Origin of the sequence: Paraflavitalea sp. CAU 1676 (genome assembly GCF_029223285.1) — a bacterium.
GTDB lineage: Bacteria > Bacteroidota > Bacteroidia > Chitinophagales > Chitinophagaceae > Paraflavitalea.
Genome location: NZ_JARHUJ010000002.1, coordinates 327,456 through 344,481 on the forward strand (window position 1 = coordinate 327,456; position 17,026 = coordinate 344,481).

Annotated in this window: 14 protein-coding genes; 7 read left to right on the forward strand and 7 right to left on the reverse strand. The window is 50.4% G+C overall.

The window, feature by feature from the left end; translation table 11 throughout:
- Positions 1-28: 28 nt before the first annotated feature.
- From P2H89_RS06100 to P2H89_RS06110, 3 genes are all read left to right on the forward strand, one after another.
- Positions 29-2,317: a histidine kinase dimerization/phosphoacceptor domain -containing protein gene (locus P2H89_RS06100; protein ID WP_275825688.1), complete on the forward strand. Its 2,289-nt coding sequence runs from the start codon at positions 29-31 to the stop codon at positions 2,315-2,317.
- A 103-nt stretch (positions 2,318-2,420) separates the two neighbouring features.
- Positions 2,421-3,047: a hypothetical protein gene (locus P2H89_RS06105; protein ID WP_275825689.1), complete on the forward strand. Its 627-nt coding sequence runs from the start codon at positions 2,421-2,423 to the stop codon at positions 3,045-3,047.
- 43 nt (positions 3,048-3,090) lie between these two features.
- Positions 3,091-3,675, forward strand: coding sequence for a hypothetical protein (locus tag P2H89_RS06110; protein ID WP_275825690.1), 585 nt, complete (start codon positions 3,091-3,093; stop codon positions 3,673-3,675).
- On the opposite strand, the gene P2H89_RS06115 is transcribed toward P2H89_RS06110, so the two are convergent.
- The 4 genes from P2H89_RS06115 to P2H89_RS06130 all read right to left on the reverse strand — a co-directional run bounded on the left by P2H89_RS06115 (position 3,672) and on the right by P2H89_RS06130 (position 8,284).
- The gene (locus tag P2H89_RS06115) at positions 3,672-4,334 is read right to left on the reverse strand and encodes a hypothetical protein (protein WP_275825691.1); all 663 of its coding nucleotides are present in this window, start codon (positions 4,332-4,334) and stop codon (positions 3,672-3,674) included. The two genes, P2H89_RS06110 and P2H89_RS06115, sit on opposite strands and share 4 nt — an antisense overlap.
- Positions 4,335-4,475: 141 nt before the next feature.
- Positions 4,476-5,564 (reverse strand): type I restriction endonuclease, encoded by a 1,089-nt coding sequence (locus P2H89_RS06120; RefSeq protein ID WP_275825692.1) that lies wholly within the window; start codon positions 5,562-5,564, stop codon positions 4,476-4,478.
- Between the two features lie 524 nt (positions 5,565-6,088).
- Complete coding sequence (locus tag P2H89_RS06125; RefSeq protein ID WP_275825693.1) at positions 6,089-7,078, reverse strand: T9SS type A sorting domain-containing protein; 990 nt, start codon at positions 7,076-7,078, stop codon at positions 6,089-6,091.
- A 21-nt stretch (positions 7,079-7,099) separates the two neighbouring features.
- Positions 7,100-8,284, reverse strand: coding sequence for a tail fiber domain-containing protein (locus P2H89_RS06130; protein ID WP_275825694.1), 1,185 nt, complete (start codon positions 8,282-8,284; stop codon positions 7,100-7,102).
- Between the two features lie 284 nt (positions 8,285-8,568).
- Between P2H89_RS06130 and P2H89_RS06135 the strand changes: the two genes are divergently transcribed.
- The gene (locus tag P2H89_RS06135; RefSeq protein WP_275825695.1) at positions 8,569-10,161 is read left to right on the forward strand and encodes an arylsulfatase; all 1,593 of its coding nucleotides are present in this window, start codon (positions 8,569-8,571) and stop codon (positions 10,159-10,161) included.
- 87 nt (positions 10,162-10,248) lie between these two features.
- Here the strand turns inward: P2H89_RS06135 and P2H89_RS06140 are convergent, their stop codons facing one another.
- A complete protein-coding gene (locus P2H89_RS06140) occupies positions 10,249-11,892 on the reverse strand; it encodes a tetratricopeptide repeat protein (RefSeq protein WP_275825696.1) in 1,644 nt (547 codons plus the stop codon).
- 373 nt (positions 11,893-12,265) lie between these two features.
- Entirely contained in the window at positions 12,266-12,670 is a 405-nt protein-coding gene (locus P2H89_RS06145; RefSeq protein WP_275825697.1) for a hypothetical protein, read from the reverse strand.
- 159 nt (positions 12,671-12,829) lie between these two features.
- On the opposite strand from P2H89_RS06145, the gene P2H89_RS06150 reads away from it, so the two are divergent.
- A complete protein-coding gene (locus P2H89_RS06150; protein ID WP_275825698.1) occupies positions 12,830-13,534 on the forward strand; it encodes a hypothetical protein in 705 nt (234 codons plus the stop codon).
- A 4-nt stretch (positions 13,535-13,538) separates the two neighbouring features.
- Here P2H89_RS06150 and P2H89_RS06155 read toward each other — a convergent pair whose 3' ends face one another.
- Positions 13,539-14,375 (reverse strand): AraC family transcriptional regulator, encoded by an 837-nt coding sequence (locus tag P2H89_RS06155; RefSeq protein WP_275825699.1) that lies wholly within the window; start codon positions 14,373-14,375, stop codon positions 13,539-13,541.
- A 146-nt stretch (positions 14,376-14,521) separates the two neighbouring features.
- Between P2H89_RS06155 and xylA the strand changes: the two genes are divergently transcribed.
- Positions 14,522-15,850 (forward strand): xylose isomerase, encoded by a 1,329-nt coding sequence (gene xylA / locus P2H89_RS06160; RefSeq protein WP_275825700.1) that lies wholly within the window; start codon positions 14,522-14,524, stop codon positions 15,848-15,850.
- Between the two features lies 1 nt (position 15,851).
- Entirely contained in the window at positions 15,852-16,958 is a 1,107-nt protein-coding gene (locus P2H89_RS06165) for a glycoside hydrolase family 43 protein (RefSeq protein WP_275825701.1), read from the forward strand.
- The last annotated feature ends 68 nt before the right edge of the window (positions 16,959-17,026 follow it).

The window sequence follows — 17,026 nt, forward strand, 5'->3', positions numbered from 1 at the left end:
ACTGCCGGTTGGCGGTTAAACCCCTCACATGAGAATACCGATCCTCGTTGTTTTATGCTGCTGTTTACTGGCGCCCTTTCTGCAGGCGCAGGATAAATCTACCGAGCCTATTGCTGTTTTATTGAAAAAGCTGTCTGCTACCAAGGGGGTAGCGCAAGCGAAGCTGTTGCTGACCATTGCCGATTCCTATATTCTGAAACAAGGCGAAGACAAGCTGGATATGGATTCGGCGAAGCGGTTCATCGATCAGGCTGTTGACCTCAACCGTACGCTTAACAATGCGGAAGTTACCGGTACTGCTTATATCATCTGGTCGAAGTGGTACCGTGAGCGGGGTGAACAAGCGCAGGGGAAAGGTTTTGCTCAAAAGGCGCTCGACTGGGCGGGGCAGCATGAGTTGCCGGTTCAACTGGCGTATGGACATGCAGAAATGGCCGCTTATTTTAATTGGGAAAAGCCCAGCGATCTTGATGTTAAGATCGATCATGTACGTAAGGCAGCGGAGCTGTTTCGTAAAACAGGTCGTTTAGAAATGCAGGCGCGGACTCTCGAGCACCTGGGCGACTGCCTGTTGATACGGGGTGTTGATGAAGAAGCGCTGACTGTGTTGCACAGGGCTGTTGACCTGTACAAAGCTGCGGGTGTCGATGATCTTCATGGTGTATATGATCTGCTGGGTGGTTTCTATGCTTCCAGTGGTGATTATCCTGAGGGACTGCGCTATGGTTTGCTGGCGGTAAAATCGATGGAAGTCCAAAAGGATACTTCCGGCCATTGGCTCGCTATTTATAATACGGTTGGTTTGATCTATAACCGCCTGCGCGACTGGCAAGCCTCCAAAGATTATTTTGAGAAAGCTGCGGCTGTTGCCGAGCGCTTTAAGGATAGCTCTGCACTCCGGATTCTCTGGAACAATATTGGCAATTGTTATCATTCGATGGGCAAGGAAGCCGATGCTTTGCGGATGCTGCGAAAAGTGGGACAGATCTTCACGCCTAAGGACGACGATCCTTTTTCCATTGGCTATTTTCATTCCCTGTTTGGCGTTTACCTCGAACTCAAAATGATGGACAGCATACGTGTCTATTATCATAAATCGTCTCGTATTCACGACAGGCTACCTTATGATAACCCGAGAAATACTTATTACTACTACGTTGCCATCCGATACCATTTGGCCAATAAGCAATTTGACCGTATGCTGATGGCGGCCGACAGTATGAGGGCCTTCGCGCAAAAAAGCAAACTCGCCAAGGAAATAGAGCGTTCTTATTACTTCCTGTTCCAGGCAGATTCTGCGTTGGGCAATTTTCCGGCGGCCATTAAACACTATCAACAGCATATTGCTTTTAAGGATTCTATCCAGAGCGAGGCCAGTCAGAAGCAGGTGAACCGGTTGAAGATCGAATTTGAGACCGATAAGAAAGATTCGGATATTAAGAGCTTGCAGTTGCAACAAGAGGAAAAGGATTCGCAACTGCAAGCTGCCAGTCTGCGATTTAAGGTGATCATTGCGGGCATCGTGATGCTACTTATCCTGCTTGTGCTGGTGTACAGCCGCTATCAGCTCAAGATAAAGAGCAACCGGCAGCTCCTTGAACAGAAGGAATTGATCGACAGTAAAAATGAACGGCTGGAAGTGATGAACAAAGAGCAGGAAAAGCTGCTGGAGGAGAAGGAGTGGCTGATGAAAGAGATCCACCACCGGGTAAAGAACAATTTGCAGGTGGTGATCAGTTTGCTCAATACCCAATCGGTTTACCTCGATAACGAGCGCGCCAAAGAGGCTATTATGCAAAGCCAGCACCGGATGCACGCCATGTCGCTCATTCACCAAAGGTTGTATCAATCCGACAGTCTGGCCGTGATCGATATGCGCACATACATTCATGAGCTGATAGGATACCTGCGGGATAGTCTGGACATGGCGGGGAAGGTCCGCTTCCTATATGAAGTGGATGATATACGGCTCGATACAGTGCAGGCGGTGCCCATTGGCCTCATTCTGAATGAAGCCATCACCAATTCGATCAAATACGCTTTTCCAGACAATGCAAGGGGTTCTTTGATGGTTTTCTTGAGCAGACAGCCGGAGGGACTTTTGCTTTTGAAAGTGGAAGACGACGGCGTAGGCTTGCCTGAAGGGTTTGACGTGTTGAAAGCGCAGTCGATGGGCATGAACCTGATCAACATCCTGGCGCGGCAACTGGGCGGGCAGTTAACCTACATGAATCGTTCGGGATTCTGCTTGCAAATTAGCTTTGCAGCGGATGAAGCGGGGGCTGCGACGAATGAATTGGAGCGAATGGTGGTGTGAAGCGGTTTTTGAAAAAGGAAGGCTGTGTGTTTCGGAAGGCTGTCGTTGCCGATGCGTGTCCGTAAGGGTTGTGAATTTGCGGGAGGGTGATTATCTTACGTGCATGAAGAAATGTTTTTACCTCTTAGCCAGCATGGTTTTTCTGGTTGCATCCAGCGGTTTTGCGCAATTGACCACCACAAAAGTACCAATCAATCAACTTCCTAAGGATATTAAATACAGTGGTAAGGTAAAGGAAGCTATTAAGTTTTCCGATAAGGCGGGGGAGCAGCTCGTGATTATTACTGAAACGGGTGAGTACGTAGATAAAAAGCTGAAGCACGAAAATGATGGTCGTGACGCTGAAGTGTATGCATACCTGTTTCAGTTGACTGGAGGTACGGTTAAACAATCCTGGAGGATATACGACTTTATCCATGACTGCGAAGTCGATCTTGCGGCTTCGTTTGTGAAAAATACTTTACAGGTCACCGATCTGGACAAAAACGGAATTGCGGAAGTGTGGGTGATGTACACGACGGTTTGTCACGGAGATGTGAGTCCGATGGAAATGAAGGTGATCATGTACCAGGGCGCTCAGAAATATGCGATGCGGGGAGAAACAAGGGTGAAGGCCTCCGAGACGGAGACTTATGGCGGCGATTATAAATTTGATCCTGCTTTTGTGAAAGCGCCGAAAGTCATCAGGGATTTTGCGATGAAACTGTGGAAAGAGCATGTGGATGAATAGTTGGGATTAGGTTGATTTAGGTATTTAGATAATTTCATAATTCATGGCATCGTTAGCAGTCAATACGTTCCGCATTACCGGTTTTTTTAAAAAACACTGGAGAAGGATACTGTTTTATTGCGTATTGCTCCTGGTAGTTTTATACCTGGCGCCGCGGCAGCATGACTTTTACCTGGAAGACGACGTGGAGCGATTTGAGCAGGAGCAGGTGACGCCCTTTTTGATCTGGTTTGGTGCGATCGGATCGGTGGCCTTTTTTGTCTTGACATGGGTTTGGTTTAGGGAAATTGTTGGCGCGTTTTTGGGATGGGTAGGACTTAGTGTGGTCCTTTGTTGGTTCCTGTTGGTTTTTAATGATCAGTGGCTGGCGGCAGGACTTTTTGTGAACCGGTTGTTTGATAGAGGTGCCATTGAAAAGAAGTTCGTAGTGGGTTCGCTTGCGGGACTGGAGTTTAATAGGAAGAATTTTCTACTCCATGAGGCTTCGACCGGTACGAGTTTACGCGATGATCGGGTTACCGAGGTTGTCTACAGGCCCGATCTGAAAGTGAAGGATACAGTTCCGCTAGAATTGACGAAAGGCCTGTTTGGTGTTGGATATTATCCGGGTGGGTTTAAGAAAGATTAGCGGAATATCTCCTTTCCCGATGACAGCAGATCCATAGCGTGAAATAAATTGATGCGGCCGTCTTTTATTTGAAACGCTTCTTCGTTCAATATCGCCCTTATTGATACTTCAAAGCTTTGTTCCCCTTCAGTGGCCCCGTCTTCCAGTGTCCAGGTAGCTTGTATATTGTCGAGTGTGTGGGAGAAGGATGGGCATCCTTCCAAGCGGATGTCTTCATTGTACCAGGTGTCGTCATTGATGTAGAGTTTTGTGGATAGCTGGCCAAACAGCACCATCGAACCATGCGTGTGGAAGAACGCGAATTGATGCACTTTAATATTCCCCGTAACATAACCATAGGTTCTGGTAAGGCACATTCCACTACATTCTATGTTCCCCGCTACCATGAGTATGCAATGGATGCCTCCATAAAGTACGCCGCTTACTTTTAAGTCGCCGATGATATATGTATGTGCGTTTACGTATAAATCTCCCTCAACGATCAGGTTGCCTGCAAAAACATGGCCTTCGCGTTCGTCTAAATTTCCGGAGTGGGGGACGATTGTATCTTCTCTTGGGAAATCGGGGTCTGATTTTATCGTCTCCAGGATGCTTTTGGTTTCCTGTGAAAAGTCGTTTGGGTCGATCAGTGCCCTTAACTGGTTTTCGTAATCTTTCATGATGGGTAAGATAGCCTGATTTGGCTTTTACTCCCAATGATCCCGTTTCGACTGTTTATTTTGGTGGTGGAACAGGCATGGATAATATTGCAGCGGCCCGGCTGGTTCCTGCCGGGCCGTTGTGTAGTAATAAATTGTTACTTAATTGGCTGCCGCCTTCTCGGCATCATATTTCTCAACCGTTTTGTGCAACTGGTCGGCGTGTTTGAATATGTCATCGACGGTTATGATCTCGATCCTCGTTTCTTTTTTCTGTTCGTCGAAGGTGCCGATATAACGCTTTGAGCCGTTCAGGTAGAGTCTGCAGATCGTTTTCCGGTTGTTGTCGTCCAGTAGTATGGCGAAATAGGATTGGGCGTCCCGAAAGGCGATGCGGGAGGCATTGACCTTTTGCCGTAGGATGGTCTTGACGATCAGGAATCCTTCCCGCTCTTCCTCGGTCGTTTCAATCTTCGATCCTTTGTCTTCTTCTGTGAGGTTAACGGTTTCTGGTTCCGCTGCTGCCTGTTCGGCCTCATTTTCTTTCTTGAGGGCCGATTTTAGTCTTTCAGTGATCAGGTCATTGATGTATTGCTGGATCGACTTTTTCGTTAGTCCGGTAAACTGCTCAACAATCTTTGCGGTCAGCATTCCCTGGTATATCTGACGAGCGAAATGGCGCACAAAGCCTTCCGAAGGGTTCTGGAATTCTGCATTGATTAGTGTCTTCAGTTCGTTCATGTATTTCAACTCGCTGGCGGTGTTCTGGATATTGCCAACATCGAAGTAAGACTTGTGGAATTTCTTCAGCTCTTCAATCTGATTATCCCTGATATCGGTGACATTGAATTCGAAGAAGGGTTTTTCATCCATTTTGTTCGGCTCAACCAGGTCGGTATAGAACCGGTAGATGATGCCATTGGAGAGTAATCCGAACTTTGCTGAGGTGGTATGGAAATAGCGGAATAGTTGCGAGTTGTGCGGATCAAGGCTTTCACCCCAATGCTTGCATTCTATGAGTATACAGGGTTGGCCGTCTTTCATGATGGCGTAGTCTACTTTTTCGCCTTTTTTGATTCCGATATCTGCAATAAATTCCGGCATCACTTCAAACGGATTGAACACATCGTATCCAAGCGCTTTGATAAAAGGCATGATCAGGGCGTTCTTGGTTGCCTCTTCTGTCTGGATCTGGTCCTTTAGTTTTTCGACACGATCGGCAAAGAGTTTGATTTCGTCTCTGAAGTCCATGGTGAGTTTTTTAGGAGTTTATATATGAGATTTATGGAATTGTGGGTTTTGATCTGCTGGTAGCGAGCCTTGTATTGCCTGGCCGGGAAGCTGCTGTGCCGATCGGGCACTTTTCCCAAAAAGAAGCCCCGCATGGAAATGCAGGGCGTACACTAATCAAATTCGTTAACCATTAAACCTTATCCTTTATTATAGAAACAACTTTTCCGCACATCTGTACCAAAGGGAACCACAACTATTTTTAAAATAATTTGATTTCGATGATGCTGATCAAGTTTGACGTAAGTCATGCTTGGATTGGGTCATCGGTTCTGACCGGTTTCGCTAGAAATGTGGTTTGCTTGCACTCCTAGGCTACCGGGGTGCGGGCCGACTCGTCTAAGGGTGGCCAGGGAGGGCTACAGGAGTTGTACGGATATGGTAGTCCCGTAGAGCAGCCGCAGACCATTCCCTGACCACCCTCAGGCAACCCCCTCCCTGTGGTACTGCTATTAATCTGATACAAAGTGCCTTTGGGCCACCTATTACCTTACCAGTACCTGTTTGTTCTGTATTGTGCCATCCGCCAATTGCACCCGCAGGTAATAGTTTCCCGCCGATAATGCCGGCATAGTATACCTATCCTGGTATCCTTTCCAGGACTTTAACAACATACCTCCGGCGTTACACAGCTCAATACGGCCGATTTGGGCGGGTTCTGCTCCGGACAGCACAAAGTGTCCATTGACCGGATTTGGGTGTATTGTGAGGCTTCCTATGGTGTTTTCCGGGCCAACCCGTACCACCTTCGATAAGGTATGCCGGCCATCGAGGTCGGTTTGGCGGATGCGGTAGTACAGTCCGCCGCTATGGTTAGGCCGATCTGCTTGCCGGTATTCGCGTTGTGCCTGCTGGTTGGTGGCCGGTATCCGCGACAGCGCAACCACCCATTGTTGCCCATTGGTGCTGCGCTCTACATCGAAATGGCTCACCTGGTCTTCTTGCTCTGTTGTCCAGCGTATTATGACTTCTCCTTGCTGGCGGGAAGCTGTTACCGCACCCCAGCGTAGTGGCAGGGCCAGACTGGCTGCCAGTGCCAGCTCACCCAACGAAAGATTACTGATGCCCGTCGTATTGACGATGTTGTTGGTGGCGTCGACGGTACTGGCGCCCGCATTTTGCCAGGCGGTGCCATTGTAGGTGATGAGCTGCAGGGTAGTTTCGGTCAATCCGTTAAGTTCACTGTCGTCGTATTCGAATTGAATGTCGCCGCTAAACAGTAGCGGGGTGGGGTCGATGAGGTAGACGCGCGTCACGTATGGGTTTGGGAATGGGTGGGTGACTGCGTTGTTGCGTACGATCGATGTGCCGGTGAGCGTAGTTGGCGCAGAAGGCGTCAGTATCAGTCCATTGCCCGAGAGAGAACTTCCGCCGGAATACAGTACCAGCGAACCATTGGGGCCCACCGTAATCTGCTGCGCTATACTTGCGTACCCCATCAGCAATCCTGCTATTATGGCCAGTGTTTGTTTCATGGTCATTGGTTTGGTGATGGTTTATGCGATGCGGCGACGGAGGAGTACGATCAATAGAAATATGGCACATGCGATGAGCGCAATGGTGATGGGTATGCCGGCCCTGCTGCGGCCTACCTGTATTTCGAGCACTTCCAGTCTGCCGCGGAGCGCTTCATTGTCGGCCTTCATTTGTTGCAGGTCGATTGCCTGGCTGCGGGTGCGTGCTTCGAGTGCCTGGATGCTTACGAGTGACACGCCATCGGCATCGACGGTGCCAATGCTTTTTTCGTCACTGCCCAATTGAAAGGCTGCATAAAAATCCTGCGAGGTAGGACCGATGTGACGGATGTCGTTTGCTTCGGCCCGGTAGCTCCAGCGCCGGATGGGTAACTGGCGCAGCTTACCTAGTATCTCTTCGCCAGTTATTTCTTCAAACAAATGCTTGCGGCTTACATCGGAGGCATTTTGCCATACGCCGCCGGTGGTGAGCAGGGCGCCGGTAGAGGTGGAGATGACGGCGCTGGCTTGCCCCCAGTTACTGACGCTGGCGCCCGATTGAAGGGTTACGCCGGTGCTGAGGTTGGAGGAGGTGAAGATGCGGAAGCCGCCCGATACGCGCCAGTTGGCTGAATGGTTGACGCCCGCCCTGATGGTGTCGACGGTAGAGCGGTCGCCAAATACAAAGCTGCCCTGCCGTGCATTGGTATGCGAGTGGTAGCCCAGGGCTACGGAGGCTGCGCCGGAGGCGGTATTTTGTTCGCCCATAGCGAAGGAGGATGCCTGCACCGCCTGGCATAGTTTTCCGGCGGCAAAGCTATTGTCGCCCGATGCCCGGGTGTCTTGACCCATGGCTACTGACCACCAGCCTATATTGGCATCGTCCCATTGGGTGCCGGTTACATCGCCGGCCCGGAAGGCTGCTTTTTCCGGATACCACAGCATCCGGGTGCCGGCGCCTTCCGCCACGATATTGGTGGTGGGGCTGGCGTTATAGGCGCCGCCTACATAGAGCCCGCCATTCACATGCAGGCTTAACCGGGTGGTAAGTGTGGCATCGCGCATGGCGACGAGTGTGTCGGGCACCTGGGCTGTTGCGGGTGTGGCGCAGTTAAGTAGTGTGAACAGGACCAGTACAGCCCATCGATAGTTGCGCAATTTGGTGAAGGCCGCTGATTTGTTGCCGTTGCAAGCGATTGCAGATGCAGGTGTTGATGTAGCGATCATAAGTATAGTATTTGTTGGATGATGTAACGGGTTGATCTGGTGCGGCCAGGGCATGACAATGGATGTCGCCGTCGTTGACGGAGAATCAAAAAGGATGAGGATGCTCGTGAGGTTGTTCTGGAAATGTGGCGTTACCGTTGACGGTTGGATGGGGGATGCGGGAACGGATTGTTGTTTGAGCAGGTACGGCTTACCGGATAAAGTTAAGGCAATCGGTTTGATTTTGGATACAGGTGGTGGTTTGTGTTATCTTTAGTGTCTTTCGCCCACCAAAACTGTTGTCCATGAAAAAGATCCTGATCTCCTGCTGCTGGTTATGGCTTCCCTTTTTGTCTACAGCACAACAAAAGCCCAATATCGTGCTCATCATGACGGATGATATGGGTTTCAGTGATATCGGTTGCTATGGCAGTGAAATTCCTACACCCAACATCGATCAACTGGCGTCGAAAGGCATCCGGTTCAGCCAGTTTTACAATACTGCAAAGTGTTGTCCAACGCGGGCGAGCCTGATGACGGGTTTGTTTCCCCACCAAACCGGTGTGGGGCACATGAGCGAAGATCCGGAAAGCCGCCAGCAGGGTAAGGATTCGCATGACTGGGGCACGCCCGGTTACCGGGGTTACCTTAACCGTCACAATGTTACGATTGCGGAGGTGTTGCGCACAGCAGGTTATCATACGTATATGGCGGGCAAGTGGCATTTAGGGATGCATGAAAAAGAAAAGTGGCCTTTGCAACGGGGCTTCGATCAGTTTTATGGTATCCTGTCTGGCGCGGCCAGTTACCTGAAGCCGCAAGGCGGCCGTGGCCTTTGGCGCAACAATGAGCATTTGCCCACGCCTGCGGACAGTAGCTACTATACCACAGATGCTTTTACGAGTAACGCTATCGACTTTGTGCAACAGCAGCAAGATGATAAACCCTTCTTTTTGTACCTCGCGTTCAACGCGCCGCACTGGCCGCTGCAGGCGAAGAAAGAAGATATAGATCTGTTTCGGGATAAATATAAGGCTGGGTGGGATAGAGTACGCGCGCAAAGACATCAGCGACAGCTTGCCCGGGGCGTCATCCGGCAGCAGCCAGTGTTGAGCGGACGCGATACCGGTGTGCGGGCCTGGGATCAACTTACCGCTACCGAACAGGAGAAGGTGGCTTATCGTATGGCGGTGTATGCCGCGCAGGTTAAATGCGTGGATGATAATGTGGGGCGACTGATCGCCGCGTTGAAAGCCCGTAATCAGTTTGACAATACCCTGATCATTTTCCTCAGCGATAATGGGGCCTGCGCAGAGGCTTACCAGGAGCTGGGGTCAATGCCGGATGCGCGTATCAATGATCCTGATTTTGCGGGTATGGTTTCTTATGGGATGGGCTGGGCGAATGTGTCGAATACGCCTTTCCGTAAATGGAAGAACCGGATGGAGGAAGGTGGCATGGCGGCGCCCTTTATCGTACATTGGCCCAAAGGCATTTCGAAAGGTAACCGGATCGTTACGACGCCTGCTTACCTGATCGATATTATGCCTACCGTGCTGGCTGTTACCGGGGCCACTTATCCCACCACGTTTCATGGTGGTGAGGTTATTTATCCTTTAACCGGGTTTTCGCTGCAACCGGCTTTCCGGGGTAAAAGTTTGCAACAACACGAGTATATGTATTGGGAGCATGAGGACAATGCTGCGATCCGCAAGGGGAATTGGAAGGCTATCTACTCGCTTACTAAAAATACCTGGGCGTTGTATGATCTTTCGGATTCGAGGACTGAAGACAGGGATTGGTCGCCCGAGCAACCGGTTCTGCTGGAGGAGTTGAAAGCGAAGTGGTTTGCGTGGGCCAAAGATAATTTTGTGTTGCCCAAACGGGCGGGTCAATGAGGTGAACAATATTTAACGAAGAGGCCGGATCACACGATCCGGCCTCTTTATTTTTAGCAGGGTTTTGGCTCCTGTCCCTATATTCTTTTATAGCCCAGCCTTTTTGCGCAGTTCGTTCACTTTTTGTGCGGCGTACATGGGTTCTACATCACGGATGTTCTCAAAGTGTTTGATGGCCGTGGACCATTGCTGTTGTTGTTCGTACAGCAGGCCCAGGCTGTTCTGCGTATTGAACCATTGCTCGGGATAATCTTTTTTCGTGTACACGGTGAGGGCCAATTCGTATGCTTTTAACGCTTCTTCCAACAACTGCATGTTGCCGCCGGCTGCGCGGCCATTCTCTTCCCAAAGGGCGGTGCCGAGATTGTACTGGGTATTGGCCCAGGCGGTGGGGGAGCCTTCTTTGGTACGTACCGTAAGTGCGGAGCGGAAGGCGCTCACGGCATCGCTGAGCATGGCCCTGCCATCGAGGCGGCGACCCTGCTGGAATAGTGAAACGCCCATTTTGTGCTGCACCCATCCCCATTCGTCGGGGTTGTCTTTGGCGTTAAATACGGTTAGGGAAAGCTGATAGGCAGCGATCGATTGACGGAAGAGCTGCAATCCATCGGTGCCTTGTTTTTCGGCGGCCTGGAACTGCAGCATATTGCCCAGGTTGTATTGGGTGAGTGCCCAGTCGATCGCATATTCTTTGGGGTTGTAGATGTCGAGTGCTTCTCGGAAGGCTGTGATGGCTTCTTCGATGCGACCCAGTTTGCTCAACACTACACCGGTATTGTTCTGCATACGAGCCCAATCCTGCGGATGTTCGGCGCGCGTGTATATGATGGTTGCTTCGATAAAGGCTGCGTGGGCTGATTGGTACAGGCTGTCGGCGGCTTCTACCAGTTCGCCCTGCGCTTCGAGAATGGTACCGAGGTTGGCTTTGGTGCGTGCCCATTCCTTGGGATGCAGCTGGCGGTTGTAACGTACGAGCAATTGCTGCTCCAGCTGCAGCGCCTGTGCCAGCATGACATAACCATCGGCTCCTTCCATATGGCGACCCTCTGCGTATAGTGCTGTTGCCAGGAGTTCGCTGATAAAGTATTTTTTGTGGGCCATTGCCGGGGGCAGGTTATCGGCAGGGCCAAAGGATAGCAGGCTATCGGCTTTTTTGTAGAGGCGGATAGCGTGCGTACGGTCGCCGTTCTCATTGGCGCTGTTGGCGGCCAGCAGGTAAGTTGTGCTGGCTGATTCAATGGCTTCTGAGATGGTGGCATCGTGATAGTCGGCGCTATTTAGTTTGCCGGGCAGCATGCCTTCCTGCTGTTCAGCGGCCCGTTCGTAGTGGAGAGAGGACGATCGCAACTGGCGCAGGTAATACAAGCGGGCTCCCTGCAGCAGCGCGTTACCATCTGCCTTGACGGTGTCGGACTGTGCCCAGCTACTGATCTGGTTACGCAGTTCGCCGGCGGCGAGGTGGTGGGCCTGGGCGAATATATCGAAGCAGGGGAGTTGGTGTACCTGTGTATGGGTGCGCCCGGTGAGTGCCTGTTCGTTTACCTGGAGCGACAGTTGGTTGATAAAGGCAATAATGGAATCGCAACAAAGGGCGGAAGGTTGCTTAAAGATGATGGTGGTGGAGTCGGATTGGGCTATCGTTGGGGATATAGTTGTAGAGTCCTGTGCCGCTACTGATAACGGCCAGCATATAAATAATACTTGCGAGAGTCGGGTAAACTTCCGGAACATAGGCTGTACGATTAAAGTTCGTCGGGTACGTACAACTTATTTCAACATGCACATTGAATCAAACGATACAGGCAGGCAACAAACAGGTCTCATTTAAAAGGGTAGGCGAGTCACAACAGGAGTATGCCGATCGGGTACGGCTGATTTCCGGGTCAAAGATAGTCAAAAATGCTGACCGTCAAAGGGTTTTGCATAAATGGGCCGTGGTTGGCTGTGGGCGCGTGTTTGGGGAGGAGCCGGGAGGCGGGGCGGGGAGCGTGTGCGGGCGGGCGGTTTGTCGGGGGAGCTTCAGCCAAAAGGGCACAAAAAAAGAGAAGGAGCGAAGCTCTTTCTCTTTCGGACCAATATAGATGGCTGTAATTGTTGGGGTTGGCTATTGCCGCGTGATCAATAAGGTGGCGCCTGCCGACTGCGGTTGGCGATCGCGGGGAAAAGGGGCGATGTCTTGCAGCTCGATGTGGTAGCGGCCGATCGTGGTATCCGTACTATAGGTGCCTGCTTTGCCGGTGGCGAGGGTAAGGATATGTTTGTCGGCATTGACGGTGAACGTGAATTGTCCTACGGCTGGGCCTCCCCGAACGCATACGACGTCTTTGGGACAGCGGGAGTCCTCCACCAGTTTGTCGTAACACAGGGATACTTTATCATCACCCAGGTCTTCGGTATGGCATTTTCCCAGGCCTACATTTTCCTCACGGGTTCCCTTGTCATGGTCTTTGTCGCACGCGTTCAGCGAAAGCACCGCACTGATGGCTGTAACCAGTAGGATCGATTTCATGGTCGTCGGTTTTATGGTTTGACAGCACCTGGCAATATTTCGTTGCACATGCCAGTGATGAAAGTGATGTCGGCAGGCTTTTAAATTCAAATCTTTCCCTGTATTTTGGCACTGAACCGGAAAGCGACCAAGCCTGTTCATACTAAACCCTTTAATAATATGAGAGTTCCTTTGACCTGCCTCGCTGCCCTGGCCATCTTTATGCAGCTTTCCTGCAAATCCGTGGGCTTCTCCAAGCAGGAGGCTGCTGCCGTAGAGAAGATCTCCAACCTGTACGGCGGAGAATTAACGTACTCGAAAAGTTTCAAGACCTCAACAGACGGGAATTCCAGCACTTTTGAATTGCAGGTTGCCGGCAGTCCATTCCTGGAAGCAAATGCTCCACTGGGTGAAATGTTTGCTTCGCATATGGCGTATACTTTCTATTCTTATATTAAAAATGAACCCAAACAATATGGGAGGATCCAGTGTTCCATCGTTTTCGAAAAGCATGGCCGATATGCGTTTAGTTATGACACGGATTCGTTGAAGATCGTGGATGCCAAGTTGGATTATCTGCAGCGTGTTGCCAATAAATTGAAGCAAGGCGGAATTGATGCTGTTGCCGATAAGATATGGGTTGGCATGTTCAAAAAGCCGGAGGACAAAGTTAGCTACCTAAAAGACCTGCGGGGTGCTGATTCTACTTTAGGTAAGGTAACAGGCTGCACGTTTGCAGGATTTCAGTTCAAAGAGATAAAAGGAATTCCTGTTTTGCATTTATCGGCCACCCTTGACAGGGAAAAGCAAACAGGTCAGTTTAGCATCAATGTGAACCCGAAGCCTGATGAATACGATACTTACCTGGTGTCGTACGAATACTGATCTGTTACATGAACTGCTTTCTGAACTGGCTGGGCGTTTGTTCTTTCACTTCCTTGAATTGCTTGCTGAAGTGCGCCCAGCTTTTATAGCCGCTTTCATAACAGATTTCCAATATCGGTTTGCTGGTACTGGTAAGCAACTTGCAGGCGTGACTGATGCGCAGGTCGCGGATGAAGTCGAAATAGGTTTTCTTGATGTTCTTCTTGAAGAAGCGACTGAAGGTGGGAATCGTCATATTGGCTACTTCGGCTATCTCCTCCAGGGTGACGGGCTCCAGGAAATGCTTGAACGAGTAGTCGATGATCTTTTCGATGGCGGGGTTTACGGCGACTGCCGGATCGTGAAAGTCTTCGGTGAGCAGCTTATACTGATTCGAGGTGCCGATGGTTTGCAGGCCTTTGATGAGTAATAGTAATTTCTCCAATCCCCTGGCGACATGCAGCTCCTGCATGAGGGGCAATATCTCTTTCTTCAGCCGCTTTTGCAGCAATATGCCATTGTTCTTCTGCAGCAATGTTTGAATGGTCTTCATTTCGGGCATTTGCAGAAAGGCGGGCCCCCAGCAATCTTCGGTAAAATGCACCACGAGCACGGAACAACTCATTTGTGGATGGTTCTTGCGGAACCAGTGGGGGAGGTTTCCGGCAATAAAAAATACATCGTGCACTTTGTAGTCGCACACGTGATCGCCTATAAGGGCCGTGCCGTGCCCTTTGAGGATGGTGATGAGCTCGTACTCGGGATGTTTGTGCCAATTGGTCTCGAAATTGGGAGTCTCATACACCCGGCAGGCGAAGGATTGGTTGACATCTGGCTCTACCTTTTGGATCAGCGTCTTCACAATGAAATAGAAAGGATTTTATCAGTCTTTTGCCCTAAATGTAGCATCATTTGATAAGATAGCATATTTTCTTTTCCGGATAGCGGTTGTGAACGGGGGTAATTCCAATAATATTTGCAGACGCGTAAATCTATAAAAACGATTATATGAAAATTGTTACTGGTGCTACTGAATTCTTCAAAGGAATTCCCGCCATCAAGTATGAAGGCTTGCAATCTGACAATCCTTTCGCCTATCGCTGGTATGATGAGAACAAGACAATCGCCGGCAAACCCATGAAAGACTGGCTTCGCTTTGCTGTGGCTTACTGGCATTCTTTCTGCGGTTCGGGCGCCGATCCCTTTGGTGAAGCTACCCACCTGTTTCCCTGGGATGTGAAGAAAGACCCCATCGAGCGGGCTAAAGACAAAGCCGATGCTGCTTTCGAATTCATTACCAAGCTGGGCCTGCCTTATTATTGCTTCCATGATGTAGATGTGGTGGACTATTCCAACGACGTGGCAGACAATGACAAACGTTTGGCTGCTATTACTCAATACCTGAAAGGCAAGCAGGACGCCAGCGGGGTTAAGCTCCTGTGGGGCACAGCTAATCTCTTCAGCAACCGCCGCTATATGAACGGTGCTGCCACCAACCCCGACTTCCACGTGTTGACGCATGCGGCAGCGCAGGTGAAGGCCGCGCTGGATGCTACCATCGCCCTGGGTGGTGAGAACTATGTGTTCTGGGGTGGCCGTGAAGGCTACATGAGCCTGCTGAATACCAATATGAAGAAGGAGAAGGAGCACCTGGCCCGTTTCCTGCATGTGGCGAAAGACTATGCCCGTAAGAATGGTTTCAAGGGTACGTTCTTCATCGAACCAAAGCCCTGCGAGCCTACTAAGCACCAATATGACTACGATGCCGAAACGGTGATCGGTTTTCTACGTCAGTACGACCTGCTCAATGATTTCAAGCTCAACCTGGAGGTGAACCATGCTACTTTAGCTGGCCACACCTTTCAGCATGAAATACAAATTGCTGTGGATGCCGGCTTACTGGGCAGTATGGATGCCAACCGCGGTGATTACCAGAATGGCTGGGATACCGACCAGTTCCCCACCAATATCAACGAGCTGACCGAAACCATGCTCATCATCCTGGAAGGTGGTGGCTTTAAGGGTGGTGGTATCAATTTCGACGCCAAGATCCGTCGTAACTCTACCGATCCTGAAGATCTGTTCCATGCGCATATTGGCGGCGTAGACGCTTTTGCCCGTGCGCTGATCACGGCCGATGCTATTCTGCAAAAGAGCAGCTACCGGAAACTGCGTGAAGATCGCTACAACTCTTACGAGAGTGCCGAAGCCAAGGCTTTTGAGAGCGGAAAATCGACGCTCGAAGATCTGCGCGATTATGCTATCAAGAATGGTGAACCTGCTACCCGCAGCGGCAAGCAGGAGCTCATTGAAAATATCATCAACAACTATCTGTAAGATGAATAAGCTAACGATTCTGCCTGCTGCCCTTGCTGCAGCACTTGCCCTGACCGCCTGCAACGACAGCGGTCAGACCGAACCCGGGACTGCCGACGAGAAGCCCATCCCCACCGATTCGACCGGTATGGACAGGTATATTTCGCAACCCCTGGTGAGTCATATCTACACGGCCGATCCTTCGGCGCATGTGTTTAACAACCGCATCTATATTTATCCTTCGCACGATACCGCTACGGGTACGCCGGAGAATGATAATGGCGATCATTTCAATATGATGGATTATCATATCCTCTCAATGGATGCGGTTGGCGGTCAGGTTACCGACCATGGCGTGGCGTTGAGCATCAAGGATATTCCCTGGGCGGGCCGCCAGCTATGGGCGCCGGATGCTGCGTTTGCCAATGGTACTTACTTCCTGTATTTCCCGGTAAAGGATAAGCAGGACGTATTCCGGATCGGCGTGGCAACCAGTGCCAAGCCTGAAGGTCCGTTTGTGGCCGAAAAAGAGCCCATCAAAGGAAGCTATAGCATCGATCCAACGGTTTTCAAAGATGACAATGGTTCGTACTATATGTATTTTGGTGGTATCTGGGGTGGTCAGCTGCAACGCTGGGATAACAACAAGTATGATTCGGCCGGTAAGCTGCGCAAAGGCGATGAAACGGCCATACTTCCCAGAATAGCCAAGCTGTCGGCCGATATGAAGTCTTTTGCAGAACCGGTAAAGGAGATCAGGATCCTCGACAGTGCCGGCAATCTCTTCAAGGAAAAGGATAATGACAAACGTTTCTTTGAGGCTGCCTGGATGCATAAGTACAAGGGTAAGTATTACTTCTCTTACTCAACCGGCGATACCCATAACCTGGTATATGCGACGGGAGATAGTCCGTACGGGCCTTTCACCTATCGTGGCGTGTTCCTGTTGCCTGTGGAGGGCTGGACCAACCATCATTCGATCATTGAGAAGGATGGCAAGTGGTTCCTGTTCTATCATGATGTACAGCTCTCCGGCAAAACGCACCTGCGCAACGTGAAGGTGACGGAGTTGAAGTACAATGAAGATGGTACTATTCAGCCGATCAAGGCGCAGAAAGACCTACAGTAATTAATCTTTGTTTATAGTGTTGAAATGTTCATTGAGCCCCATACTGGTAAAACGGTATGGGGTTTTTG

What these genes read in the sequence shown, in the direction of transcription:
- P2H89_RS06135 (WP_275825695.1), top strand. Translation starts at nt 8,569, where the DNA reads ATGAAAAAGATCCTGATCTCCTGCTGCTGGTTATGGCTTCCCTTTTTG.
- P2H89_RS06110 (WP_275825690.1), top strand. Translation starts at nt 3,091, where the DNA reads ATGGCATCGTTAGCAGTCAATACGTTCCGCATTACCGGTTTTTTTAAA.
- P2H89_RS06115 (WP_275825691.1), bottom strand. Translation starts at nt 4,334, where the DNA reads ATGAAAGATTACGAAAACCAGTTAAGGGCACTGATCGACCCAAACGAC.
- xylA (WP_275825700.1), top strand. Translation starts at nt 14,522, where the DNA reads ATGAAAATTGTTACTGGTGCTACTGAATTCTTCAAAGGAATTCCCGCC.
- P2H89_RS06165 (WP_275825701.1), top strand. Translation starts at nt 15,852, where the DNA reads ATGAATAAGCTAACGATTCTGCCTGCTGCCCTTGCTGCAGCACTTGCC.
- P2H89_RS06105 (WP_275825689.1), top strand. Translation starts at nt 2,421, where the DNA reads ATGAAGAAATGTTTTTACCTCTTAGCCAGCATGGTTTTTCTGGTTGCA.
- P2H89_RS06100 (WP_275825688.1), top strand. Translation starts at nt 29, where the DNA reads ATGAGAATACCGATCCTCGTTGTTTTATGCTGCTGTTTACTGGCGCCC.
- P2H89_RS06125 (WP_275825693.1), bottom strand. Translation starts at nt 7,078, where the DNA reads ATGAAACAAACACTGGCCATAATAGCAGGATTGCTGATGGGGTACGCA.
- P2H89_RS06130 (WP_275825694.1), bottom strand. Translation starts at nt 8,284, where the DNA reads ATGATCGCTACATCAACACCTGCATCTGCAATCGCTTGCAACGGCAAC.
- P2H89_RS06145 (WP_275825697.1), bottom strand. Translation starts at nt 12,670, where the DNA reads ATGAAATCGATCCTACTGGTTACAGCCATCAGTGCGGTGCTTTCGCTG.
- P2H89_RS06150 (WP_275825698.1), top strand. Translation starts at nt 12,830, where the DNA reads ATGAGAGTTCCTTTGACCTGCCTCGCTGCCCTGGCCATCTTTATGCAG.
- P2H89_RS06140 (WP_275825696.1), bottom strand. Translation starts at nt 11,892, where the DNA reads ATGTTCCGGAAGTTTACCCGACTCTCGCAAGTATTATTTATATGCTGG.
- P2H89_RS06120 (WP_275825692.1), bottom strand. Translation starts at nt 5,564, where the DNA reads ATGGACTTCAGAGACGAAATCAAACTCTTTGCCGATCGTGTCGAAAAA.